General features: G+C 64.4%; 19 protein-coding genes. 9 read left to right on the top strand and 10 right to left on the bottom strand.

Annotated elements, in window-relative coordinates; genetic code table 11:
* Positions 1-105: 105 nt before the first annotated feature.
* Positions 106-1,680: a helicase HerA-like domain-containing protein gene (locus tag ACREB4_RS03750; RefSeq protein WP_431586855.1), complete on the top strand. Its 1,575-nt coding sequence runs from the start codon at positions 106-108 to the stop codon at positions 1,678-1,680.
* Between the two features lie 37 nt (positions 1,681-1,717).
* On the opposite strand, the gene ACREB4_RS03745 is transcribed toward ACREB4_RS03750, so the two are convergent.
* Both ACREB4_RS03745 and lplT read right to left on the bottom strand, forming a co-directional pair.
* Positions 1,718-2,140 carry a hypothetical protein gene (locus ACREB4_RS03745; protein ID WP_431586854.1) on the bottom strand — a complete coding sequence of 141 codons (423 nt, stop codon included), beginning with the start codon at positions 2,138-2,140 and terminating at the stop codon, positions 1,718-1,720.
* A 144-nt stretch (positions 2,141-2,284) separates the two neighbouring features.
* The gene (gene lplT / locus ACREB4_RS03740; protein WP_431586853.1) at positions 2,285-3,562 is read right to left on the bottom strand and encodes a lysophospholipid transporter LplT; all 1,278 of its coding nucleotides are present in this window, start codon (positions 3,560-3,562) and stop codon (positions 2,285-2,287) included.
* 117 nt (positions 3,563-3,679) lie between these two features.
* Here lplT and alr point away from each other — a divergent pair, with 117 nt between their 5' ends.
* From alr to radA, 3 genes are all read left to right on the top strand, one after another.
* Positions 3,680-4,801 (top strand): alanine racemase, encoded by a 1,122-nt coding sequence (alr, locus tag ACREB4_RS03735; protein ID WP_431586852.1) that lies wholly within the window; start codon positions 3,680-3,682, stop codon positions 4,799-4,801.
* A gap of 88 nt (positions 4,802-4,889) precedes the next feature.
* A complete protein-coding gene (locus tag ACREB4_RS03730; RefSeq protein ID WP_431587040.1) occupies positions 4,890-5,393 on the top strand; it encodes an acyl-CoA thioesterase in 504 nt (167 codons plus the stop codon).
* Positions 5,394-5,412: 19 nt separating this feature from the next.
* Positions 5,413-6,783, top strand: a complete 1,371-nt coding sequence (gene radA / locus ACREB4_RS03725) for a DNA repair protein RadA (RefSeq protein ID WP_431586851.1) — start codon at positions 5,413-5,415, stop codon at positions 6,781-6,783.
* A gap of 47 nt (positions 6,784-6,830) precedes the next feature.
* Here the strand turns inward: radA and murJ are convergent, their stop codons facing one another.
* A complete protein-coding gene (gene murJ / locus ACREB4_RS03720; protein ID WP_431586850.1) occupies positions 6,831-8,393 on the bottom strand; it encodes a murein biosynthesis integral membrane protein MurJ in 1,563 nt (520 codons plus the stop codon).
* Positions 8,394-8,551: 158 nt separating this feature from the next.
* On the opposite strand from murJ, the gene rpsT reads away from it, so the two are divergent.
* Positions 8,552-8,845 carry a 30S ribosomal protein S20 gene (rpsT, locus tag ACREB4_RS03715; RefSeq protein WP_431586849.1) on the top strand — a complete coding sequence of 98 codons (294 nt, stop codon included), beginning with the start codon at positions 8,552-8,554 and terminating at the stop codon, positions 8,843-8,845.
* A gap of 78 nt (positions 8,846-8,923) precedes the next feature.
* Here rpsT and ACREB4_RS03710 read toward each other — a convergent pair whose 3' ends face one another.
* Positions 8,924-9,247, bottom strand: coding sequence for a DUF3579 domain-containing protein (locus ACREB4_RS03710; RefSeq protein ID WP_431586848.1), 324 nt, complete (start codon positions 9,245-9,247; stop codon positions 8,924-8,926).
* A 295-nt stretch (positions 9,248-9,542) separates the two neighbouring features.
* Between ACREB4_RS03710 and ACREB4_RS03705 the strand changes: the two genes are divergently transcribed.
* Complete coding sequence (locus ACREB4_RS03705; RefSeq protein WP_431586847.1) at positions 9,543-10,745, top strand: aspartate aminotransferase family protein; 1,203 nt, start codon at positions 9,543-9,545, stop codon at positions 10,743-10,745.
* Between the two features lie 2 nt (positions 10,746-10,747).
* Positions 10,748-11,680: an ornithine carbamoyltransferase gene (argF, locus tag ACREB4_RS03700; protein WP_431586846.1), complete on the top strand. Its 933-nt coding sequence runs from the start codon at positions 10,748-10,750 to the stop codon at positions 11,678-11,680.
* Positions 11,681-11,689: 9 nt separating this feature from the next.
* On the opposite strand, the gene ACREB4_RS03695 is transcribed toward argF, so the two are convergent.
* The 6 genes from ACREB4_RS03695 to ACREB4_RS03670 are packed head-to-tail and all read right to left on the bottom strand — an operon-like array spanning position 11,690 to position 19,693.
* On the bottom strand, positions 11,690-13,078 hold the full coding sequence (locus ACREB4_RS03695; RefSeq protein WP_431586845.1) for a methyl-accepting chemotaxis protein: 1,389 nt from the start codon (positions 13,076-13,078) through the stop codon (positions 11,690-11,692).
* A gap of 4 nt (positions 13,079-13,082) precedes the next feature.
* Entirely contained in the window at positions 13,083-13,796 is a 714-nt protein-coding gene (locus ACREB4_RS03690; protein WP_230179109.1) for an RNA polymerase sigma factor FliA, read from the bottom strand.
* A 17-nt stretch (positions 13,797-13,813) separates the two neighbouring features.
* On the bottom strand, positions 13,814-14,638 hold the full coding sequence (locus tag ACREB4_RS03685) for a flagellar biosynthesis protein (protein ID WP_431586844.1): 825 nt from the start codon (positions 14,636-14,638) through the stop codon (positions 13,814-13,816).
* A 14-nt stretch (positions 14,639-14,652) separates the two neighbouring features.
* The gene (gene flhF / locus ACREB4_RS03680; RefSeq protein ID WP_431586843.1) at positions 14,653-16,443 is read right to left on the bottom strand and encodes a flagellar biosynthesis protein FlhF; all 1,791 of its coding nucleotides are present in this window, start codon (positions 16,441-16,443) and stop codon (positions 14,653-14,655) included.
* The gene (gene flhA / locus ACREB4_RS03675; RefSeq protein ID WP_431586842.1) at positions 16,440-18,551 is read right to left on the bottom strand and encodes a flagellar biosynthesis protein FlhA; all 2,112 of its coding nucleotides are present in this window, start codon (positions 18,549-18,551) and stop codon (positions 16,440-16,442) included. Before flhA ends, flhF begins: the two co-directional genes overlap by 4 nt.
* Positions 18,548-19,693 carry an EscU/YscU/HrcU family type III secretion system export apparatus switch protein gene (locus ACREB4_RS03670; RefSeq protein ID WP_431586841.1) on the bottom strand — a complete coding sequence of 382 codons (1,146 nt, stop codon included), beginning with the start codon at positions 19,691-19,693 and terminating at the stop codon, positions 18,548-18,550. Before ACREB4_RS03670 ends, flhA begins: the two co-directional genes overlap by 4 nt.
* Before the next feature lie 365 nt (positions 19,694-20,058).
* Between ACREB4_RS03670 and ACREB4_RS03665 the strand changes: the two genes are divergently transcribed.
* Positions 20,059-21,249, top strand: coding sequence for a porin (locus ACREB4_RS03665; RefSeq protein ID WP_431586840.1), 1,191 nt, complete (start codon positions 20,059-20,061; stop codon positions 21,247-21,249).
* 10 nt (positions 21,250-21,259) lie between these two features.
* Positions 21,260-21,664 carry a hypothetical protein gene (locus ACREB4_RS03660; protein WP_431586839.1) on the top strand — a complete coding sequence of 135 codons (405 nt, stop codon included), beginning with the start codon at positions 21,260-21,262 and terminating at the stop codon, positions 21,662-21,664.
* The last annotated feature ends 156 nt before the right edge of the window (positions 21,665-21,820 follow it).

The raw sequence follows: 21,820 nt of genomic DNA, 5'->3' as shown, positions 1-21,820 counted from the left end.
ACGGCGCATCGCGCACCACATTGGTCAGGGGCGCGAACATGATTTGCAGAGATACTGGGATCTCGTGATTTCCCGAATTTTACCTTTGCCCTCAGGAGCCCGTTCATGGCCGACCCAATTCTGATCGCCCGCCACGGTGACATCGAATGCCACCTGCTGCCGGAGTTGGCCAATCGGCACGGATTGATCACCGGCGCCACGGGCACCGGCAAGACCATCACCCTGCAAAATCTGGCCGAGAATTTCTCGAAACTGGGCGTGCCGGTCTTCATGGCCGACATCAAGGGCGACCTGACTGGCATCTCGCAGGCCGGCACGGTCAGTCCGAAGCTGGCCGGCATCTTGAAAGAACGCGGCATCGAAGCGCCGCCCTCGCTGGCCTGCCCCACCGCCCTGTGGGACGTGTTCGGCGCGCAAGGCCACCCGGTGCGCGCCACCGTGTCCGACATGGGCCCGCTGCTGCTGTCGCGCATGCTGAACTTGAACGACACGCAGCAAGGTGTACTGCAACTGGTGTTCAAGATCGCCGACGACAACGGCCTGTTGCTGCTCGACCTGAAAGACCTGCGCGCCATGCTGCAGCACGTGGGCGACAACGCCAGCACCTTCACCACCGAGTACGGCAACATCAGCCCGGCCAGCGTGGGCGCCATCCAGCGCGGCCTGATGCAGGTGGAAGAGCAAGGGGGCGACCAGTTCTTCGGCGAACCCATGCTCGACATCCACGATTTCATGCAGACCGTCGATGGCCACGGCGTGGTCAACATCCTGGCGGCGGACAAGCTGATGAACGCGCCGCGTCTGTACGCCACCTTCCTGCTGTGGATGCTGTCCGAACTGTTCGAGACCCTGCCCGAGGTCGGTGACCTGGACAAACCCAAGCTGGTGTTCTTTTTCGACGAAGCGCATTTGCTGTTCAACGACGCGCCCAAGGCCCTGATCGAACGCATCGAACTGGTGGTGCGCCTGGTGCGCTCGAAGGGCGTGGGCGTTTATTTCGTCACGCAGAACCCGCTGGACGTGCCCGAGACTGTGCTGGGTCAGCTAGGCAACCGCGTGCAACACGCCTTGCGCGCCTTCACCCCACGTGATCAGAAAGCCGTCAAATCGGCCGCCGAAACCATGCGCGCCAACCCTGGCCTGGACATCGCCACGGCCATCACCGAACTGGCGGTGGGCGAAGCCTTGATCAGTTGTCTGGACGACAAGGGCCGTCCTGGCATCACGCAGCGCGTGTTCGTGCTGCCGCCGGGCAGCCAGATCGGGCCGATCACGCCCGAACAACGCAAGACGCTGCTGAGCACCTCGCTGGTGGCCGGCGTGTACGAAAAAGTGGTGGACCGCGAATCGGCCTACGAGAAGCTCAAGGGCCGCGCCGCCAGCGCCCCCACCCTCGAGGAAGCCCAGGCCAAGGCGCCGCGCTCCATGCGCGAAGAAGCGGAGATCGCCGTCCGCGGAGGCAGTGCGGGCAGCACAACAAGCCAACCCACGCCGGACGCTGGCGGATCCTGGCTGGGTGACCTGGCCGGCGGCCTGTTCAAAGGCAGTGGCCGCAAGGATTCCGTGCTGGAAACCGTGGCCAAGTCGGCCGCGCGCACCATCGGCTCATCGGTGGGCCGCGAGATCATCCGCGGTGTGCTGGGTTCGATCCTGGGCGGCAGCAGCAATCGACGGCGCTGAAGGTCGGCAAGGCCTGTCATGGCCTTGCCAAGGTGCATCAGCGGCCGTGGTGGCGGCCCCAATCGCCGCGTCGGTCGTCGTCGTTGCCATGGTCGTAACCACGCTCATAGCCTTGGCGGTAGCCATTGGCGTAAGCCTCGGCGCGCCCATGGCGGTGCCAGCGGCCACCCCAACCCGGGTAAGCGCGAAACCGGGGAGGCGGCACCTGGTAGACCACGGGCTGCACGCCGTAGTAGGGCTGGGGAACCACCACGCGGGGTTGGACATAGACCGGTTGCGGCGGGTAGTGGTAGCCATGCCCGTTGGACACGACGGCACTCACTTGGCCCGGCCCGTACATCACGGGCGCGTTCACGCCCACGGACCATGACACACCCCCGGCGTGGGCCGCGCCGGCGAGCGCCAGCAGTGCCGAGGCGGCCAGGGTCTGGGGTCGGGTGAAAAAGTGGCGAGCATTCATGCTGGTTCTCCTTTGCACGACGGCCGGCCCTGGGTGAACAAGCGGCGCGATTTCCGTCATGGTCCTACAACGGCCGCCAGCCAGAACCCGATGACATGGATTCGTAAAGCTATGTTGCGGATGTGTGAGCGGCTGTAGCCACCTTCAGTGGCAATCGCTGCGCGCCACCGCCAGCAAGCGCTCGACTTCGTCGCGGTGGTGGACCGTGTTGCTGCGGTGCCAGAACCAGATGCCCAGCATGGCTGCCGCCACCACCAGCCCGAAGGACGTGATCGCCCCATAGGCCGACAGACCCGATTTGGTCAGGCCACTGTAAAGTGCCCCCATCACCAGGATGGCGGCTTGTTCGTTGAAGTTCTGCACCGCGATCGAGCGGCCCGAACCCATCAGGTTGTGGCCCCGGTGCTGCAGCAGGGCGTTCATCGGCACCACCAGGAAGCCGCCCAGGCCACCCAGGATGATCATGAAAGGCACCGCCACATAGATGTCGCGGATCATGTTCATGCCCAGCACCAGCAACCCCATGGCCACGCCCAGCGGGATCACGCGCGTCGCCTGGTCCAGGCGCATCTTGGCCGAGGCCAGCACCGCGCCCACCGCCGTGCCGACCGCCACCACCCCCACCAGGGCCGAGGCCTGGGTGGTGTCATAGCTCAAGGCCACGCCGGCCCAGGCCAGCACGATGTAGCGCAGGTTGCCGGACACGCCCCAGAACAGGGTGGTCGTGCCCAAGGAAATCTGGCCGAGCTTGTCCTGCCACAGGCGGCGGTTGCAGTCGAAGAAATCGGCCACCAGGGACCACAGGTTGGCCGGCAAGGGCTGCAACGGTGTTTCGGTGCGGGGAATGCGCAGGTTGAACAAGGCCGCCAGCACGTACAACAGGATCATGGCGGCGATGGCCGCTTCGGCCGGCGTGTCCACCCCCGTGGTGACGAGTGGCATGTCGAAAGCGAGCAAGTGCGGCGCGACGACCTCGCCCATCAACTGACCGCCCAAGACCACGCCCAGGATGATGGAGGTGATGGTCAAGCCCTCGATCCAGCCATTGGCCTTGACCAGCTGAGAAGGCGGCAGCAATTCGGTCAGGATGCCGTACTTGGCGGGGGAATAGGCGGCGGCGCCCAGACCCACCACCGCGTACGCGATCAGGGGATGGCTGCCGAACAGCATCATCAGGCAACCGACCACCTTGATGCTGTTGGAGAAGAACATGACCTTGCCCTTGGGCACGGCGTCGGCGAACGCGCCGACAAAAGGCGCCAACACCACGTAAAACAGTGCGAACATCGGCACCAGCGCGGCTGGCTGCCAATCTGGGGCACCCGAACTTTTCAGCAATTCCACCGCGGCCACGAACAGGGCGTTGTCGGCGAGCGAGCTGAAGAACTGCGCCGCCATGATGGTGAAAAAGCCTTTTTTCATAAGCGGGCAGTCACTGTCTTCATGCGTGAGATGTTTGAACCTTCGCCGCTCACCAGACGTCGGTAAAGCGGAAGGCCAAGCCGCGGTTTATAGCATGGCGGCTGGCACAATCCTCCCATGCCGCGCCCCTTAGAAGCCCTGATCCACATCGACGCCCTCCTCCACAACCTGCAGCGCGCCCGCGACTGCGCGCCCGATGCCCGCATCTGGGCGGTGGTCAAGGCCAACGCTTACGGCCATGGCATCGAACGGGCCTTCGAGGGCTTGCGTGGCGCCGATGGTTTTGCCCTGCTCGACATCGCCGAGGCACAGCGCCTGAGGCAACTCGACTGGCGCGGCCCCATCCTCTTGCTGGAAGGTGTTTTCGAGGCCCGCGACCTGGAATGGTGCTCGCGCCTGGGCCTGTGGCATGTGGTGCACTGCGACGAACAGATCGACTGGCTGGCCCAGCACAAGACCGAGTGGCCGCACCGCGTGTTCCTGAAGATGAACACGGGCATGAACCGCCTGGGCTTCACGCCCCCTGCCTTTCGCAGCGCCTGGGCCCGCCTGGCGGCCTTGCCCCAGGTCGATGAAGTCTCGCTGATGACCCATTTCTCGGACGCCGACGGACCGCGTGGCATCCAGCACCAGGTGGACCTGTTCACCACCACCTGTGCCGACCTGAGCGGCGAGCGCAGCCTGTGCAACAGCGCCGGCACCTTGCGTCATGCTCAAGACGCCACCGTGCGTGGCGACTGGGTGCGCCCCGGCATCATGTTGTACGGCAGTTCGCCCGACCACCCCGAGCACAGCGCCGCGCATTGGGACCTGCAGCCCACGATGACCCTGAGATCGAAGCTGATCGGCGTGCAGCATTTGAAGGCCGGCGACACCGTGGGCTACGGCAGCCGCTTCACCGCCGACCGTGATCTGCGCCTGGGCGTCGTCGCCTGCGGCTATGCCGACGGTTATCCCCGCCATGCGCCGGATGGCACGCCCGTGCTGATCGACGGCGTTCGAGTGCCCCTGGTCGGGCGGGTCTCCATGGACATGGTCACCGTGGACCTGGGGCCCGCGCCCGAAGCCCGCGTGGGCAGCGAGGCCACCCTTTGGGGACACGGCCCACTGCGCGATGGCCAGGCCACCGTGCTGCCCATCGACGAGGTGGCCCAGCACTGTGGCACCGTGGGCTACGAACTGATGTGCGCCCTGTCGCAGCGCGTGCCGGTCGAAGCCTTGCACCCGCATCACCCCTGATCCACGCACCAAATCGGCCCAGAAATTGCATGTAGCCGTCCCTTTGCCCGGGCCTTCAATGAGTTTTGCACCAGAATCAAGCATGGACATCGACCACCACCGCCACCAATTGCGCATGACCTTGCTCATGACGCCCGACATGGCCAACTTCTCCGGCAATGTGCATGGCGGAACCATCCTCAAGTTGCTGGACCAGGTGGCCTACGCCTGCGCCAGCCGCTATGCCGGCTGCTATGTCCTGACCCTGTCGGTCGACCGCGTGATGTTCCGCCAACCCATCCATGTGGGTGAATTGGTGACCTTCCTGGCCTCGGTCAACTTCACGGGCAACTCGTCCATGGAGATCGGCGTGAAGGTGATCGCCGAGAACATCCGCACCCAGGTGGTGCGCCACGCCAACAGTTGCTTCTTCACCATGGTGGCCGTGGACGACAACAACCGCCCCAAATCCGTCACGCCGCTCGAGCCCACCACCGCCGAGGAAAAGCGCCGCTTTGAATCCGCCCTGCTGCGCCGCCAATTGCGCCAGGAACTGGATCGCAAATACAAGGCCATCCAGGACAGCCAGAAGGATGGCGACGAGATCGCCTGACCGAACCACCACACCCTTCATGGCCAAAGACAAGACGATCTACACCTGCTCCGAGTGCGGCGGCACCAGCCCCAAATGGCTGGGCAAATGCCCGCACTGCAACGCTTGGAACACGCTGGAAGAAACCCGCGCCGACACCGGCCCCGCGAAGAACCGCATGCAGGCCCTGACGCGTGGGCTGAACGCCGCCCAGCCAGTGGCCACCCTGTCGCAGATCGAAGCCGCCGACATCGCGCGCACGCCCACCGGCCTCGAAGAACTCGACCGCGTTCTGGGTGGTGGCATCGTCACGGGTGGCGTGATCCTGATCGGTGGTGACCCAGGCATCGGCAAATCGACCTTGCTGCTGCAGGCCCTGGACGCCTTGTCGCGCCAGATGCCCGTGCTCTACGTGACCGGGGAGGAAAGCGGCGCCCAGGTGGCCTTGCGGGCGCAGCGGCTGGGCCTGGACGGCTCGAAGGTGCGGGTGCAGGCCGAGATCCAGCTGGAAAACATCATCGCCACGCTGGAAGCCGAACAGCCTTCGTTCTGCGTGATCGACTCGATCCAGACCATCTATTCAGACCAATTGACCTCGGCGCCTGGTTCGGTGGCGCAGGTGCGTGAATGCGCTGCCCACCTGACCCGGGTGGCCAAGTCGAGTGGCTGCACCATGGTGCTGGTCGGCCACGTGACCAAGGAAGGCGCGCTGGCTGGGCCCCGTGTGCTGGAGCACATCGTCGACACGGTGCTGTACTTCGAAGGCGAAACGCACAGCAGCTTTCGCCTGGTGCGCGCCATCAAGAACCGCTTTGGCGCGGTCAATGAAATCGGCGTTTTCGCGATGACCGACAAAGGCTTGAAAGGGGTCAGCAACCCCAGCGCCATTTTCTTGTCGACGCATGACGAGCCCGTGCCCGGCTCGGTGGTGATGGTGACGCTGGAAGGCACGCGCCCGCTGCTGGTCGAGATCCAGGCTTTGGTCGATTCAGGCGGCCCCAGTCCGCGCCGGCTGAGCGTGGGGCTGGAGCGAGACCGGCTGGCGATGCTGCTGGCGGTGCTTCACCGGCACGCGGGCATGGCCTGCGGCGACCAGGATGTGTTCGTCAACGCGGTGGGTGGGGTGCGCATCAGCGAACCCGCGGCCGACCTGGCCGTGCTGTTGGCGATTCAAAGCAGCTTGCGTGGCAAGCCTTTGCCCAAGGGCTTCTTTGCCTTTGGCGAAGTGGGGCTGGCGGGTGAGATTCGGCCGGCGCCGCGGGGGCAAGAGCGCCTGAAGGAGGCCGCCAAGCTGGGCTTTTCCATCGCGGTGGTGCCGAAGGCCAACGCGCCCAAGAAGCCGATCGAAGGGCTCACCATCCACGCGGTGGACCGGGTGGAGCAGGCGGTGGATCTGGCGCGCTCGCTGTAGGCTTGCGCCTTGTTGGTGGCGCGCCGTGGATGGCGCGCTGCTTTGTCCTACCGCTTGATCGCCTGCCGCAAATTCATGCCCGACAGCAGCAAGGCGCCGAAGTAGAGCACCCCGGCCGCCACCAGGCAAGCCGCCATCAGGCCCACGCGGACCAGAGGCTGGTCATGCAGCGCCAGCCAATTGATTCGGTGCGCCGCGAACCACAGCAGCACCCCCAACAAAGCCGACGCCAGGATCACGCGCAGGGCGAACAAGCCCCAGCCCGCCGAAGGCCGATAACGCCCGGCCTTGCGCAGCCCCATCAGCAACCACCCTGCATTGACCAAGGACGCCAGGCCGATCGACAAGGCCAGCCCCGCATGCCCCAACCACGGCACGAACACCAGGTTGAGCAACTGCGTGATCACCAGCACCGTGATGCCGATGCGCACCGGCGTGCGGATGTCTTGCGTGGCGTAAAAGCCCGGCGCCAGGATCTTGATGCCCACCAGGCCCAGCAAGCCCACGCCATAACCGCTCAGGGCCAGGACCGTCTGCTGGACATCGGTGGGGCTGAACCGACCATAGTGGTACAGCACCGACACCAGCGGCTCGGCGAACAACAGCAAGGCCACGGCGCAAGGCAAGGCCAACAGCAGCACCAGGCGCAAGCCCCAGTCCAGCAGGTCGGAGAACAAGGCCTGGTCGCCACTGGCTTGTGCTTTGGACAACTGCGGCAGCAAGACCACGCCCAGGGCCACGCCCAGCATCGCGGTGGGGAACTCCATCAGGCGGTCGGCGTAGGTCAGCCAGGACACCGAACCCGCCTGCAAATGCGAGGCAATCTGCGTGTTGACCAGCAAGGACAACTGCGCCACCGACACCCCCAGCACCGCCGGCCCCATCTGGCGCAGCACGCGCCGCACCCCCGGGTGGTGCCAGGCGGCCTTGATGCTGGCCCAAGACACCCCGATGCTGGGCAGAGAATCGACGCGGATCAACGCCGGGATCTGGATGGCCAACTGCGCCACGCCCCCCACCATCACGCCCACCGCCAGGGCCAGCACCGGGTCCAGGCCCTGCGCGCTGAACACCGGCGCCACGAACCACGCCGCCGCGATCACCGAAAGGTTGAGCAGCACCGGGGTGGCCGCCGGCACCGCGAAACGCCCCCAGGTGTTGAGGATGCCGGCGCTCAAGGCCACCAACGACATGAAGCCGATGTAGGGAAACATCCAGCGCGTCATCACCACGGCGGCGTCGAAACCACCGCTTTCCTGCAGGCCCGACGCCATCAGCCAGACCAGCACTGGGGCGCCCACCACCCCCAGCAGGCTCACCACCAGCAGGGTCCAGAACAGCACCGTGGCCACGGCGTTGATCAACAGGCGGGTGCCCTCGTCGCCCTGGCGGGTGCGGCTTTCGGACAAGATGGGCACGAAGGCCTGGGAAAACGCCCCTTCGGCGAACAGCCGCCGCAGCAGATTGGGGATCCGGAAGGCGACGTTGAAGGCGTCGGTGGTGGCGCTGGCCCCGAAAGCGGCGGCGATCAGCAGCTCACGGACCAGGCCGGTGATGCGGGACGCCAGGGTCAGCAGGGAAACAATGGACGCGGATTTCAGCAAACTCATCGCGGGATTATAGGAAGCCCCAGCGGGGCATCTAGGCAAATGGCTGGCGGGGCGCTATAATCGCCGGCTTTCCAACCAACACTGGCTTTGTGGGGTGCGAATTGAGGTGATCTGGTCAATCCAGCCTGCCTCAGGCATCTGCAAGGCCCAAAAAAACCATGCCATCAGCATCGAAGCCCAAAAAGACCGTCCGCATTGCCTCTGGCCGCAAGCGCGTTCGTCAAGACATCCGCCTGAACGCCGCCAATTCGGCCCTGCGTTCGAAGTTCCGCACGGCCATCAAGGGCGTGCTCAAGGCGGTGAAAGAAGGCGACAAGGCCAAGGCCTCTGACGCTTTCCGCACTGCCCAAGGCGTGATCGACTCCATCGCCGACAAAGGCCTGTTCCACAAGAACAAGGCTGCTCGCCACAAGAGCCGCCTGTCCGCCAAGGTCAAGGCCCTGGCTGCCTGAGCACCAAGCTGCCTCCGGGCAGCCACTGCTTCAAGCCCAAAAGGCTCGCTTCAAAGCGGGCCTTTTTGTTTTCCGGGGTCAGGGCAGCAGGCAGGCGTCGGTCACCTGCAGGTCGTTGTCTCGGGCAAAGTTCATCACGAAATCCCAGGCCATCGGTTCAAGGTCGCGCAAGGCCTCGTTGACCACCACGCACTTCACGTCGCCAATCGACGTGGGCACGCAGTAAGGCGAATAACCGATGTGGGCCGATCGGCCCATGTGCGCGCCCCCCGGCCTGAACGATGACATCGCCCCCGCCAAGCGCTCGGCCCAATCGCTGGGCCGAAAAGTCTTGCCTGACTTGGTCAGGCCCTGGATGAAAACCTCGCGAGGTTTGGAACTTCGAGGGGGGGTCAAGGACACGGTGTGGCTTTCGACGAACGGTGCGTCTGTGCAATGGGTAAATTGACAGGCGCGGCTGCCGGTTTTGCCGGCGTGCTGCAATGGGGTGTCGCGACATCGAGGGTGGTCTCTGTCGGCAACAGCCCGCATTGTCGGTCACAAGCCGACAGCGTCGCAACATTGATGCCATAACCCCGTGCATCGGTGGGACGCGAATGCAACGCACCATGGTGCACCGGCTTGCCCGCCTTTTCCTTAGAATGTCCCCAGCGCAGTACTGCCACTGCGCTTTTTCTTTTTTGCAAGAAAGCCTGCCATGAACGCCCCAGTGACGATGCCCCACGTGATGCCCACCTACGGTCGCCTGCCGATTGCCTTGTCGCACGGCCAAGGCACCCGAGTCTGGGACACCGATGGCCGCGAGTACCTGGACGCACTGGCCGGCATCGCCGTGAACACGCTGGGCCACAACCACGCCAAGCTGGTCCCCGCCTTGCAAGACCAGCTCACCAAGCTGATCCACAGCTGCAACTACTACCAGGTGCCACTGCAGGAAGAACTGGCGCGCCTGCTGGTCGAGCGCTCGGGCCTGAGCAACGTCTTCTTCTGCAACTCGGGCCTGGAGGCCAACGAGGCAGCACTCAAGATCGCGCGCAAGTTCGGCCACGACAAGGGCATCGACCGCCCCGAGGTGATCGTCTACGAAAAGGCCTTCCATGGCCGCTCGATCGCCACGCTGTCGGCCACGGGCAACCCCAAGGTCTGGGCCGGCTTCGAGCCCCTGGTCGAAGGCTTCGTGCGCGTGCCGCTGAACGATGTCGCCGCCCTGAACGAGGTGGCCGAGACCCACCCCAATGTGGTCGCCGTGTTCCTGGAAGTGATTCAGGGCGAAGGCGGCGTGAACCCGGCCCGCAACGATTACCTGCAGGCCGTTCGCAAGCTGTGCGATGAGCGCGGCTGGCTGCTCATGCTCGACGAAGTGCAATGCGGCATCGGCCGCACCGGCAAGTGGTTCGCGCACCAGTGGGCGGGCATCCAGCCCGACGTGATGCCGCTGGCCAAGGGCCTGGGCTCGGGCGTGCCGATCGGTGCGGTGGTGTGCGGCCCCAAGGCGGCCCATGTGCTGCAGTCCGGCAACCACGGCACCACCTTCGGCGGCAACCCGCTGGCCATGCGCGCCGGGGTCGAGACCTTCAAGATCATGGAAGAAGACGGCTTGCTGGCCAATGCCGATCGCGTGGGTGCGCACCTCAAGTCAGCGCTGACGCGCGAGCTGGGCGAGCTGAAAGGCGTGAGCGACATCCGCGGCCAGGGCCTGATGATCGGCATCGAACTGGACCGCCCTTGCGGCGTGCTGCTGGGCCGTGCGGTCGATGCGGGCCTGCTGCTGAGCGTGACCGCCGACAAGGTGATCCGCCTGCTGCCCGCCCTGATCCTGACCACGGACGAAGCCGACCAGATCGTGGCGCTGCTGGTGCCGCTGGTCAAACAGTTCCTGAACGAAACCAACCCGGCCTGAGCATGAAACCCGGAACCAGCCTGATCAAGCACTACCTCCAGTTCAAGGACCTCCGCGCCGAGGAATACGCCTACCTCTTCGAGCGGGCCGGCCTGATCAAGCGCCGTTTCAAGAACTACGAGAAGTACCAGCCGCTGGCCGACCGCACCCTGGCCATGATCTTCGAGAAGGCGTCGACGCGCACGCGCGTGAGCTTCGAGGCGGGCATGTACCAGATGGGTGGCTCGGTGGTGCACCTGACCACCGATGGCAGCCAGCTGGGCCGCAGCGAGCCGATCGAGGACAGCGCGCGCGTGATCTCGCGCATGGTCGACATCGTGATGATCCGCACCTACGAGCAATCCAAGCTGGTGAAGTTCGCGGCCAACTCGCGCGTGCCCGTCATCAACGGGCTGACCAACGAATACCACCCTTGCCAGATCCTGGCCGACATCTTCACCTACATCGAGCACCGCGGTTCGATCAAAGGCAAGGTGGTGGCCTGGGTGGGCGATGGCAACAACATGGCCAACACCTGGCTGCAAGCGGCCGAGATCCTGGGCTTCACGGTGCACGTGAGCACGCCCAGCGGCTACGAGATCGATCCTGTCGTGGCCGGCATCAACAACACGGCCTGCTACAAGGTCTTCAAGGACCCGATGGACGCCTGCCGTGGCGCCTCGCTGGTCACCACCGACGTGTGGACCAGCATGGGCTTCGAGGCCGAGAACGAGGCGCGCAAGATGGCCTTCGCCGACTGGTGCGTCGATGAGGAGATGATGGGCGTGGCCCAGCCCGACGCCCTGTTCATGCACTGCCTGCCCGCTCACCGTGGCGAAGAGGTGGCCGCCGAAGTGATCGACGGGCCTCAGTCCGTGGTGTGGGACGAGGCCGAGAACCGCCTGCACGTGCAGAAGGTGCTCATGGAATACCTGCTGCTCGGCCGCATCGGCTGAAGACCGCGGTCAGAACCGGTAGGCCAGACGCAGGCCGCCCCAATGCCGACCCTGCACGATGATCGGCGCGGACGCTTCCTTGAGCAGCACGAAGTTGCCACCCCCCATGTCGCGCCGGTAGGTCTGCAACAGGAAGGGCCGCTGGTTGCGGGCCGAGGCCAGGCCGGTGCGGTCGTTGAAGACACGGCGCCAGCGGGAGTTGGCCGTGTTCCACACCACATCGCCGGCGCGTTGCGGCTGGCAGTACTTCTTGTTGTGGGTGGAGATGTAGCCGTTGCGGTCGGCCGAAATGCAGAACACGACCTCGGGCAGTGCCGTCAGCGCGGCTTCCTGGATGACCGGGAAACTGGCATCGGTGATGGCGTTGAACTTGGTCTGGTGCTGCTGCGGCTGGCTGCCGGCGATCGGGCGGTAATGCTCGTCGAACAGGTCGCTCAGGGTAACCTTGCCAGCGGCCAGGGCGTTTTCAAGCGACTGGGCGATCTGCCCCGCCACGTTTTGCGCCAGCTCGATGTAGGGCGTGTCGGCGGTTCGAACGCCGCTGCCGGCGATCAACTCCATCAAGCGCTCGGACACGCCCAGCACGGCTTCGCTGCGCTTCATGGCCACGCCCAGAGCCATGTGCGTGCGCCGGATCTGCGCGCCCATTTGCGACACCTGCTGGTTCACGCCATCCGACAGGGCACGGCTCTCGTCGGCGGCCTGGGTGATGTGCTGCACACCGGCCTCCACCTTGGACAAGGCCTGGTGGAAAGTCACGCGCTGCGCCTGGCCATTCGAAGACGGGGCCGCGGCGTCTTCGCGCGACAGGATGTCGCGCGACAAGGCCTGGATGCGGTCGTCCAGCTGGCTGACCGTGCTCATGATGGTCTTGGAGGTGGCTTCGACCTGCGTGGCCAGGTCCTTGACGGCATCGGCCACCACGGAAAAGCCACGGCCGGCTTCGCCCGCACGCTTGGCCTCGACCGAGGCATTGAAGGCCACGAGCCGGGTCTGCAGGGCCACCTGCGTGATGTCTCGCGCGGCGGAGGCCACGTGCTTGAGCGTGTCGACCACCTTGGCCACTTCGTGACCGACGTGTTCGACGCTTTCACGCGCCTGCGCCACCGACGACAAACTCTGGTGGCTGGCATGCTGGATGCGGTGCTGCGCCTGGCCAATGTCCTGCAACTGCCCGGCCAGCACGCCGAAGCCTTCTTCCTGCTGCAAGGCCACCGCGGAAGAATCTTCCAGCGTGCCGCGCAGTTCGGCGGCTTCATGGCCCAGGCCATCGGTGTCGTGCTGGAGTTTCTGCGCCAGCGCGTGCACTTCCGCGTTCGGGTTGGATTGCGCCGATTTGTTCAGTTCGGAAACGGCGGCGGGCGCTGCCACCGTGTCCTTGCGCTTGAAACCCAGCACGTTCTCACCACTCTCTCAACTTGACCCGCAGCCTCGCGATGGACTGGCTGTGCAATTGGCAGACACGCGACTCGGTCACGCCCAGCACGGCGGCGATTTCCTTGAGGTTCATGTCCTGCTCGTAATACATGCTCATCACGAACTGCTCGCGTTCGGGCAGGTTCTTGATGGCCTCGACCAGGGCCGAGCGCATGCGGTGGTCCGCCAGCAAAGCCAGCGGATCGTTGCCCTCGTCGGTCACATGGCGGTCGAGGTAATCGTTGTCGCCATCTTCGCCGCTCATGTCTTCCAGGTGGATGAGCTGGGTGCCGCGCACCTTGCCCAGCATCTCCTGGTAGTCGGCCAGCGACATGTCCATTTCCTTGGCGATCTCGCTTTCCTGCGGCGCGCGGCCCAGGCGCTGCTCCAGTCGGTGCACCGCACCTTCGATGTCGCGTTGCTGTTTGCGGGTGCCTCGGCTCATCCAGTCGGCGCCGCGCAGCTCGTCGAGCATGGCGCCGCGGATGCGCTGGGTGGCAAAGGTTTCGAACTGCACGCCCTGCCCGGCGTCGAAGCGGGTCAAGGCGTCGCTCAGGCCAATCATGCCAACCTGGATCAGGTCATCGATTTCGACGTTGGCCGGCAATTTGGCGATCATCTGGTGGGCCAGACGTCGCACCAGCGAGCTGTATTGCTTGAGCTGGGCGTCCATATCGAGGCGGCCTTTGGCGGTGTACATGCGCTGCTCCATGAACATCAATTGAGTACGGGTGACCTGCGCGAAGGCAAGGCAGACCCTGGTGAGGTCAAGTGTTCGAATGCGGCATCACCCAAGGTGAGCGGCAAGGCACACTGCAAAAGTCCGGCGGCCAGTTCAAGGAACCGGGGGCTCGGGTCGTGACTGGAGGGCTCGTGAGGATTGATGCGCAGCCAGTCGCGTTGCGCAGCACCGAGGAAGTTGTCGGCACACTGGCCGAGGCGCTCGGCCACGGCTTCGGCCTGGTCCGAGTGGGGATGGGCACAGACCAGCAGGTCGTAGGCCAGCCACGGGCCCCGCTGGCTCATGATCTTGACGGCGGCATACGCCTGTTTGAGGCCTTCGGCCACGTCGTTGGTGAACACCAGCGGGCGCAGGTTGCCGTGGCGGGCGCGCTCACCAAAAATCCGGACCAACTCACTGGCCGAGGCGTGCACCAGCACCACATCGCATTGCGGCGCCGCATCGGCCAGGGTGTGCAACAAGCTGACGCAAGAACCGCGCGCATCGGCGTGCCGCAAAGGCAGGCCACGGGCCGCGAGGTAACTCACCTGTTTGGACAAAGGCTCGATGCCTTCGCTCAGGTCAAACTCGGCCAGCTCGCTCGGCGCGCGGGCCTGGTCACCGGCATCGACCACCAGGGTGTGCAGGCCGAAGCTCGCATAGGCGGCGCACAAGCGCTCCAGCACCACACCGCCACAGACGGCGCCAGGGTTGGCCACCACCGGGACGAAACGCAGCACACGCGCGGCGAACATCTGGCGCAAACCCTCGGCCTGATCGGCCGGATGGCTGGCAGTGGTTTGATGCAGGTAACTGGTCATGGGCAGCGGCGGGTTCAGAGTGCAGACGGGTTGGCCGTGACATCGGTCATGGCAGGGGTCGAGAACACCAGGCTGACTTCATTGGGATCCAGGCGGTAAGCAGGATTGAGGCTGGCGCGCAGGGCACGGTGCACCAAAGCCTGCGATGACAGTCTGTGCCAATCTTCCGGAACGCGCTGCCCATTGGCCACACCCAGAACCTTGGATTTGTGACGGATTAACGCATCCAGGGCCGGACCGAGCTTCACGGCTTCGTCGAGCTTGGACAGGATCACGCCGGCACAGGCATTGACTTGGTAGGCCGCCATCACGTCCTCGATCGCATCGCCTTGCGAAGAGGCATTGACCACCAGCACCTTGCGGATCGAGGGGTGGGCCAGCATGTCGAGCAGATCCTTGGTGCGGCCATCGCGCTGGGCCATGCCGGCCGTGTCGATGAGCACCATCTTCTTGCCGGACAGCAGTTCGAGCAGGTCTTCCAGCGCGGCGCGGTCGTGGGCCATGTGCACGGGCACACCCAGGATGCGACCGTAGGCGCGGAGCTGGTCATGGGCGCCGACGCGGTAGGCGTCCAGCGTGATCAGGCCCAGGTTCTGCGCGCCGTGCTTGGCGGCAAACATGGCGGCCAGCTTGGCGGTGGACGTGGTCTTGCCCACGCCGGTCGACCCGATCAGGGCGAAGATACCGCCCTGGTCTTCGATGGCGGGCTCCTTGTCGGCCGTGTTCAGATTGCGTTGCAGCACCTGGGCAGCCCACACGTTTTCGTCTTGCGCACCGGAGCTGACTTCGGCGGGCATGGCGTCCAGCATCTTGCGGATCAGCACGGCCGAGAAGCCACCGTCCAACAGCTTCTGGGCCAGGCCAGCCTGTGCGGGCGTGCGGCGCAATTTCTCGATGAAGGCGATGGTCTCGAATCGTTCCTTCATCATGGCCCGCATGGCGCGCAGCTCATTGAGCATCGAGGCATTGGCCTCTTGCGAAGCCTTCAGCGCGGCCATGGTGGCGGCGTCGGAACGGGCGTTGTCAGAGGATGCAGCGCTGCGGCTGGTCACCGACTTCAAGGTCAATTCGGCGGGATCGCTGGCAGGACGGGCAGCCCGGGCGGGCGCCTGGCGAACCGGCTCTTCGCGCGACTCGGCACGCAATGGCAACACCTGCGCCACGTGGCCAGTGTCCTGAGGCGCGGCACGAACAGCTTGCACAGGACGCGCAGGCGCTTGAGCAGCCGCCTGCGGCGCGGGCGGATTCGACAACCACGCCTCCAGGCCGGCCGACAGGTCGACATTGGCGCTGGCGGCCGGGGCTTGAGCTGGCTGAGGCCTGGCATTGCCCAGGCGTTGCGAGAGCTGGTCTTCGGGCGTGCCGGCCAACGCGGGTTCGGTGCGGGCGGCCTTCAGGGCCACCTGGCGGCGCTTGAGCATGCGTTCACGCACATAGTCCTGGAAGGACAAGGTGCTCATGGCCAGTTGCTTGACGTCGTCCTGCACGGTCGAGGCCAGGTTGGACATCGCCGAACGCGACGCGGCGGCGGCCACGGGCGCGGGTTCAGCCGCCTTGCGAGCGACCGGGGCGGCCTGCTGGGGCGCCGCTGGCTGGGCACGGGCGGCAGGCGCACGTTGTTCTTCGCGTTCGGCCGGCGGGTAGGAGTCCATCGACGGCACGCTGTCGGCAGCCATGGCCAACACCTCGATCCCACCTTCGGGTGCCGGCTTGGTCGACAGCACGACCGCGTCGTTGCCGAATTCCAGCTTGACCTTTTGCATGGCCTCGCGTGAGGTGCGTCCAATAAAGCGTTTGACGTTCATGCGTGGCCTCCAATCAAGGTACCGATGCGGATCGAATGGGTCTCAGGGATTTCGCTGTGACCCAGCACCTTCAGGCGCGGTGCTGCGCGTTTCAACAGGCGGGCCACCGTCGGCCGGATGGCGTCGGGCACCAGCAGGCAGGCGGGGTGGCCCAGGTTTTCCTGGCGCTGGGTGGCGTCGGCCGCCTGGCGCGTGAGGTGGTCGGCCACGCCGGGGTCCAGCATGGGACCGCTCGGCGAAGTCAGGGCCTGCGTCAGCAGGCGCTCCAGATCGGGTTCGATGGCGATCACGTCCAGCTCCTTCACGGGGCCGTAGATCTGCTGGACGATGGCCGGGGCCAGACCGACGCGGATGCGGCGGGCCAGCTCGGCCGGGTCGTTGGCCAGGTGGGCGGCCGACGAGGTCTGCTCGGCCAGCGTTTCAATGATCGAGCGCATGTCACGGATGTGCACACCTTCCTCCAACAGGAGTTGCAGGACTTTCTGCAATGTCGAAATGCCAACCATTTTGGGAACCACGTCTTCGATCAGTTTGGGAGCCAGCTTCGTCACATGTTCCACCAGCTGCTGGGTCTCTACCCGGCCCAGCAACTTGGCTGCATGCACTTGCATCAAGTGTGAAAGATGCGTGGCCACCACGGTCGAGGGATCAACAACCGTGTATCCCGCCATTTGCGCCGCTTCGCGCTGGCGCTCCTCCACCCAAACCGCGGGCAAACCGAATGCCGGGTCGACGGCGGCGGTGCCTTTCAAAGGGTTTGTCACATGCCCGGGATTGATGGCCATGAGCATGTTGGGGAAAACCTCGCCCTCGCCCACGATCGCGCCACGCAGGGTGATGCGGTAGAAGCTGGGGCGCAGCTCCAGGTTGTCCTTGATGTGCACCGACGGCGGCAAAAAGCCCACTTCTTGCGCGAACTTGCGGCGAACACCCTTGATCCGGGTCAGCAGGTCGCCGCCCCGGTCCTTGTCCACCAGCTGGATTAGGCGATAGCCCACTTCCAGACCCAGGGTGTCCACGGGCTGCAGGTCTTCCCAGGTGGCCTCGCCATTCGGGTTGACAGGCGCCTCGGCCGGTTTGTCCACCGCGGGCGGATTCTTCCGGGCCAGCTCCTGCTTTTGCTGCATGCGGTACGCCGCCCAGCCAAAACCACCGGCCATCGGCAAAAACACCAGGGTGGGCATGCCGGGAATGATGCCCAGCAGGCCAATCACACCTGCCGCCACCCCCATGACCTTCGGGTTCTGGAACATCTGCGTGATGATCTGCGCGCCCACGTCCTCGCCCTTGCCGACGCGGGACACCACCATCGCGGAGGCCACCGAGATCAGCAAAGCCGGGATCTGCGCCACCAGCGCGTCACCGACGGCCAGCAACACGTAAGAACTGGCGGCATCGCTGGCCGACAGGTCGTGCTGCGCCACGCCGATGATGAAGCCCCCGATGATGTTGATGAACAGAATGAGGATGCCGGCGATCGCGTCGCCGCGCACGAACTTCGAGGCACCGTCCATGGCCCCGTGGAATTCAGCTTCTTCGCCCACTTCGATGCGGCGACGCTTGGCTTCCTTCTCGTCGATCAGGCCAGCGTTCAGGTCGGCGTCGATGGCCATTTGCTTGCCGGGCATCGCGTCCAAAGTGAATCGCGCGCCCACTTCGGCGATCCGTTCCGAGCCCTTGGTGACCACCACGAAATTGATCACCACCAGGATGGCAAACACGATGATACCGACCGCGAAATTGCCGCCGATCAAGAAGTGGCCGAAGGATTCGATCACCGCGCCGGCTGCGCCCGGGCCATTGTGGCCGTGCAGCAGCACCACGCGGGTCGAGGCCACGTTCAGCGACAGGCGCAGCAGCGTCGTCAGCAGCAGCACTGATGGGAAGGCCGCGAAATCCAGCGGACGCAGCATGGTGGCCGACACCATCATCACCATCACCGCCATCGCGATGTTGAAGGTGAAGAAAATGTCCAGCGCCAACGGCGGCAAGGGCAGGATCATCATGACCAGCACCAGCAGCACGGCGATGGGCGCGGCCAGCACCTGGAAGCCCTTGGCGGACTTGCCGCCCATCACAGCCTGGAGTTGTTGCAGGAACGGGTTCATGCTTGTGCAGCCTTATGGGCGGGGTCGAGGGAAACGGGCACGTCCAGGTCCGGCAGGTTGCCAGGCAGCGGCGCCTTGCCGGCCAGTGCGGCCTTGAGTTGGTACACATAGGCCAGCACCTGTGCCACGGCGCCGTACAGGGCCATGGGCACTTCGGCGTCCACTTCGGTGTTGGCGTACAGCGCGCGGGCCAGCGGCGGGGCTTCCAGCACGGGCACCTTGTTCTCGGTGGCCAGGTCGCGGATGCGCAGGGCCAGCAGGTCCAGGCCCTTGGCGACCACGCGGGGGGCGCCCATCTTGGCTTCGTCGTACTTCAGCGCCACGGCATAGTGGGTGGGGTTCATCACCACCAGGTCGGCCGTGGGAATGGCGGCCAGCATGCGCTTGCGGCCCATTTCGCGCATGCGCTGCTTGATGCGGGCCTTGGCTTCCATGTTGCCTTCGGTCTGCTTCATTTCGTCCTTCTGGTCCTGGTGGCTCATCTTCATGCGGTTCATGAACATGAAGCGCTGCAGCGGCCAGTCGACCAGGGCGAACAAGGCCAGCACCAGCAGCATCGAGGTCATCACGCTGCCCAGGGTCATGCCGAAATCATGGATGGCGGCCGGCAGCGGCTGCGCCAGCAGATCGACCATGTCAGGCCACACGCGCGACAGGAAGAAAGCACCGGTGGCGCCCAGGATCAGGCCCAGGGCACTGGCTTTCAAGGCGTCCACCATCTGCTGCTTGGACAGCAGGTTGGCGAAGCCGGTGATGGGGTTGAGCTTGCCGAACTTGGGGAAGATGACCTGGAAGGACATCACCCAACCGCCGGCCAGGACGCTGGCCGCCACGGAAGCCAGCGCCACGCCAGCGCCAAAGGGCACCACCATCATGAGGGCCTGGGTGCTCCACTGCCACAGGCGCTGGCCCATCATGGCGGGGTTGGCCACCGTGCGGGCATCGAAACGCATGCCAGCGCTGAGCTCCAGTTGCATTTTTTCCATCCAGACCGGGGTCAACGCCATCAGGACGCCAGCCGCCGCCAGGATCACGAAGAAGTGCCCCAGATCGCGCGAACGAACCACCTGGCCTTCTTCGCGGGCTTTTTTAAGCTTCCGCTCTGAGGCTGGTAATTGTTTGTCTTGGGAGCTGTCGGACATGGTGGGTGGGGTGCGCCTGGATGCTTGCTCCGATTCTTGGCGACCCGGCCAAAATCTTGAGCGAGATAAGCAGCCACCAAGGCCCTCAATTCACGCCCCGTTTCAGTGACCAAAATGCATCACTCAGGGTTCCGTGACGCATTTCACGAACCATTTTTGAGCATATTGCGCATGGCGGCATTGACTGCCATGTGAAACACGCCTACTTTTAAAGATTGATGACCGACTTTCCGATATACGGTCGTCTCTGGCCGTGTAAGTGGATGTTTGAACTGCGGCTAACACAACCAAATGGAGAAACCATGCCCATTTTTCGAGCGTCATCGAACCATCCCAAACCCTCTCCCCAAACTTTCGGACCTTCTATGAAGCACTACCTGATCGCGGCCGCCGCCGCCGCCGTTTGCAGTGCCGCCATGGCCGACGGTCCAGAATTCAAGTTCAGCGGCTTTGGCACACTGTCGGCCGTCCACTCCAACAGCGACACCTCCGACTTTGTTGGCACCATCTTTCAACCCAATGGCGCCGGCATGACCAACTCCTGGTCGTTCGCGCCAGACAGCAAGTTGGGCGGCCAGGTCAGCGCGGTTTTCAATCCCCAGTGGTCCGCCGTCCTCCAAGTCGTGTCGCAGCACCAGTACGACAACAGCTACAACCCCTTCGTCGAATGGGCCAATGTGAAGTACCAGGCCACCGACAAACTCAGTCTGCGCCTGGGTCGCATTGCCACCCCCTCCTACTTGCTGTCGGAATCGCGCTTCGTGGGCTATGCGAGTCCATGGGTACGCCCCCCTCTGGAAGCCTACAGCGTGCTGGCGATCACCAGCAATGATGGCGTCGACGCCACTTACCGCAGCCCGATCGGCAATGCCAACAACACGTTCCAGGTTTACTACGGCACCAGCACGTCCAAAATCCCAGGCGGCGGCAAATTCCAAGCGCACCCAGGCTGGGGCGTGAACGAATCGGTGGACATCGGCTCCCTCACACTGCGGGCCGGCTACACCTCCGTCAAGCTGGACACCAACATTCCATCGCTGCAACCGCTGTTCGCCACCGCCAGTGGTGCATCGGCATTTTTCCCTGAATTGGCCAAGTACAAGGCCAACGACTGGGACCTGTCGGCCGTGGCCGTGGGGGCCAGCTATGACCCTGGTAACTGGTTCGTCATGAGCGAAGTGATCGAGTTCAAGGGCGACAGCATCCTGTCGAACAGCACAACCTGGTACGTCAGCGGTGGCTACCGCTTTGGCAGCGTCACGCCCTACGTGACGGTTGGTGGTACCAAGTCCCGCATCAAAGAGGTCAACACCATCAACCCTCTTCTGAATGCCGGCTTCAACCAAGCCTTGTATTCAACCTCCGCCACCCAAAACACCGCATCGGTGGGCGTCCGCTGGGACTTCATGAAGAACGTGGCGCTCAAAGCGCAGTACGACAAAGTCCGGACGGGTGACCAGTCCAATGGACGACTCCGGGTCGCGCAACCCGTCAGCACGTTCAGGACCGGCAGCAATGTCGACCTGATCACCGTTGCCCTCGACTTCGTGTTCTAAGGAGACCCGCATGAACCTTCGCAAAATCGTCTCCACGCTGTCGATGCTTCTGGCACTGACGGGTGCTGCCCAAGCGGCGGACATCGTCGTCATTGGCAACCCTTCGGCCGCGCCCCTGACCAAGGATCAGGTCGCCGACGTCTTCCTGGGCAAGAGCCAAAGCTCGGTGCCGGTCGACCAGTTGGAATCGGCCCCGATCCGGGCCGAGTTCTACAAAAAGGCCACCGGCCGTGACCAGGCGCAGATCAAGGCCCTGTGGTCTCGCTTGGTGTTCTCGGGCAAAGCCCAGCCACCCAAGGAAGTCGCCGATTCCGGGGCTGTGAAGAAGGCCGTTGCCGCCGATCCCAAAGCCATCGGTTACATCGAGAAAAGCGCTGTCGATGGCAGCGTGAAAGTGCTGACAGCGGTTGAATGAGCACGCTGTGCGTGATGAAGAAGGGCCGCAACAGCGGCCCTTTTTTATTTCACGATGACTCCAGCACCGAAATTCGCTGGACTACGCCACAGCCCGATACAGCAGGTTTATCAATAACTTAGGCGAGTTCAACATATGCCGGTGCTTTCCGAAACC

Source organism: Aquabacterium sp. (assembly GCF_050725395.1).
Classification (GTDB): Bacteria; Pseudomonadota; Gammaproteobacteria; order Burkholderiales; family Burkholderiaceae_C; genus Aquabacterium.
Note: the sequence above shows the minus strand (reverse complement) of the source record. Positions and strands in the feature narration are given on the sequence as shown.

Coding starts and splice junctions, on each gene's coding strand:
- ACREB4_RS03750 (WP_431586855.1), top strand. CDS start 106: ATGGCCGACCCAATTCTGATCGCCCGCCACGGTGACATCGAATGCCAC.
- ACREB4_RS03745 (WP_431586854.1), bottom strand. CDS start 2,140: ATGAATGCTCGCCACTTTTTCACCCGACCCCAGACCCTGGCCGCCTCG.
- lplT (WP_431586853.1), bottom strand. CDS start 3,562: ATGAAAAAAGGCTTTTTCACCATCATGGCGGCGCAGTTCTTCAGCTCG.
- alr (WP_431586852.1), top strand. CDS start 3,680: ATGCCGCGCCCCTTAGAAGCCCTGATCCACATCGACGCCCTCCTCCAC.
- radA (WP_431586851.1), top strand. CDS start 5,413: ATGGCCAAAGACAAGACGATCTACACCTGCTCCGAGTGCGGCGGCACC.
- murJ (WP_431586850.1), bottom strand. CDS start 8,393: ATGAGTTTGCTGAAATCCGCGTCCATTGTTTCCCTGCTGACCCTGGCG.
- rpsT (WP_431586849.1), top strand. CDS start 8,552: ATGCCATCAGCATCGAAGCCCAAAAAGACCGTCCGCATTGCCTCTGGC.
- ACREB4_RS03705 (WP_431586847.1), top strand. CDS start 9,543: ATGAACGCCCCAGTGACGATGCCCCACGTGATGCCCACCTACGGTCGC.
- argF (WP_431586846.1), top strand. CDS start 10,748: ATGAAACCCGGAACCAGCCTGATCAAGCACTACCTCCAGTTCAAGGAC.
- ACREB4_RS03690 (WP_230179109.1), bottom strand. CDS start 13,796: ATGTACACCGCCAAAGGCCGCCTCGATATGGACGCCCAGCTCAAGCAA.
- ACREB4_RS03685 (WP_431586844.1), bottom strand. CDS start 14,638: ATGACCAGTTACCTGCATCAAACCACTGCCAGCCATCCGGCCGATCAG.
- flhF (WP_431586843.1), bottom strand. CDS start 16,443: ATGAACGTCAAACGCTTTATTGGACGCACCTCACGCGAGGCCATGCAA.
- flhA (WP_431586842.1), bottom strand. CDS start 18,551: ATGAACCCGTTCCTGCAACAACTCCAGGCTGTGATGGGCGGCAAGTCC.
- ACREB4_RS03670 (WP_431586841.1), bottom strand. CDS start 19,693: ATGTCCGACAGCTCCCAAGACAAACAATTACCAGCCTCAGAGCGGAAG.
- ACREB4_RS03665 (WP_431586840.1), top strand. CDS start 20,059: ATGAAGCACTACCTGATCGCGGCCGCCGCCGCCGCCGTTTGCAGTGCC.
- ACREB4_RS03660 (WP_431586839.1), top strand. CDS start 21,260: ATGAACCTTCGCAAAATCGTCTCCACGCTGTCGATGCTTCTGGCACTG.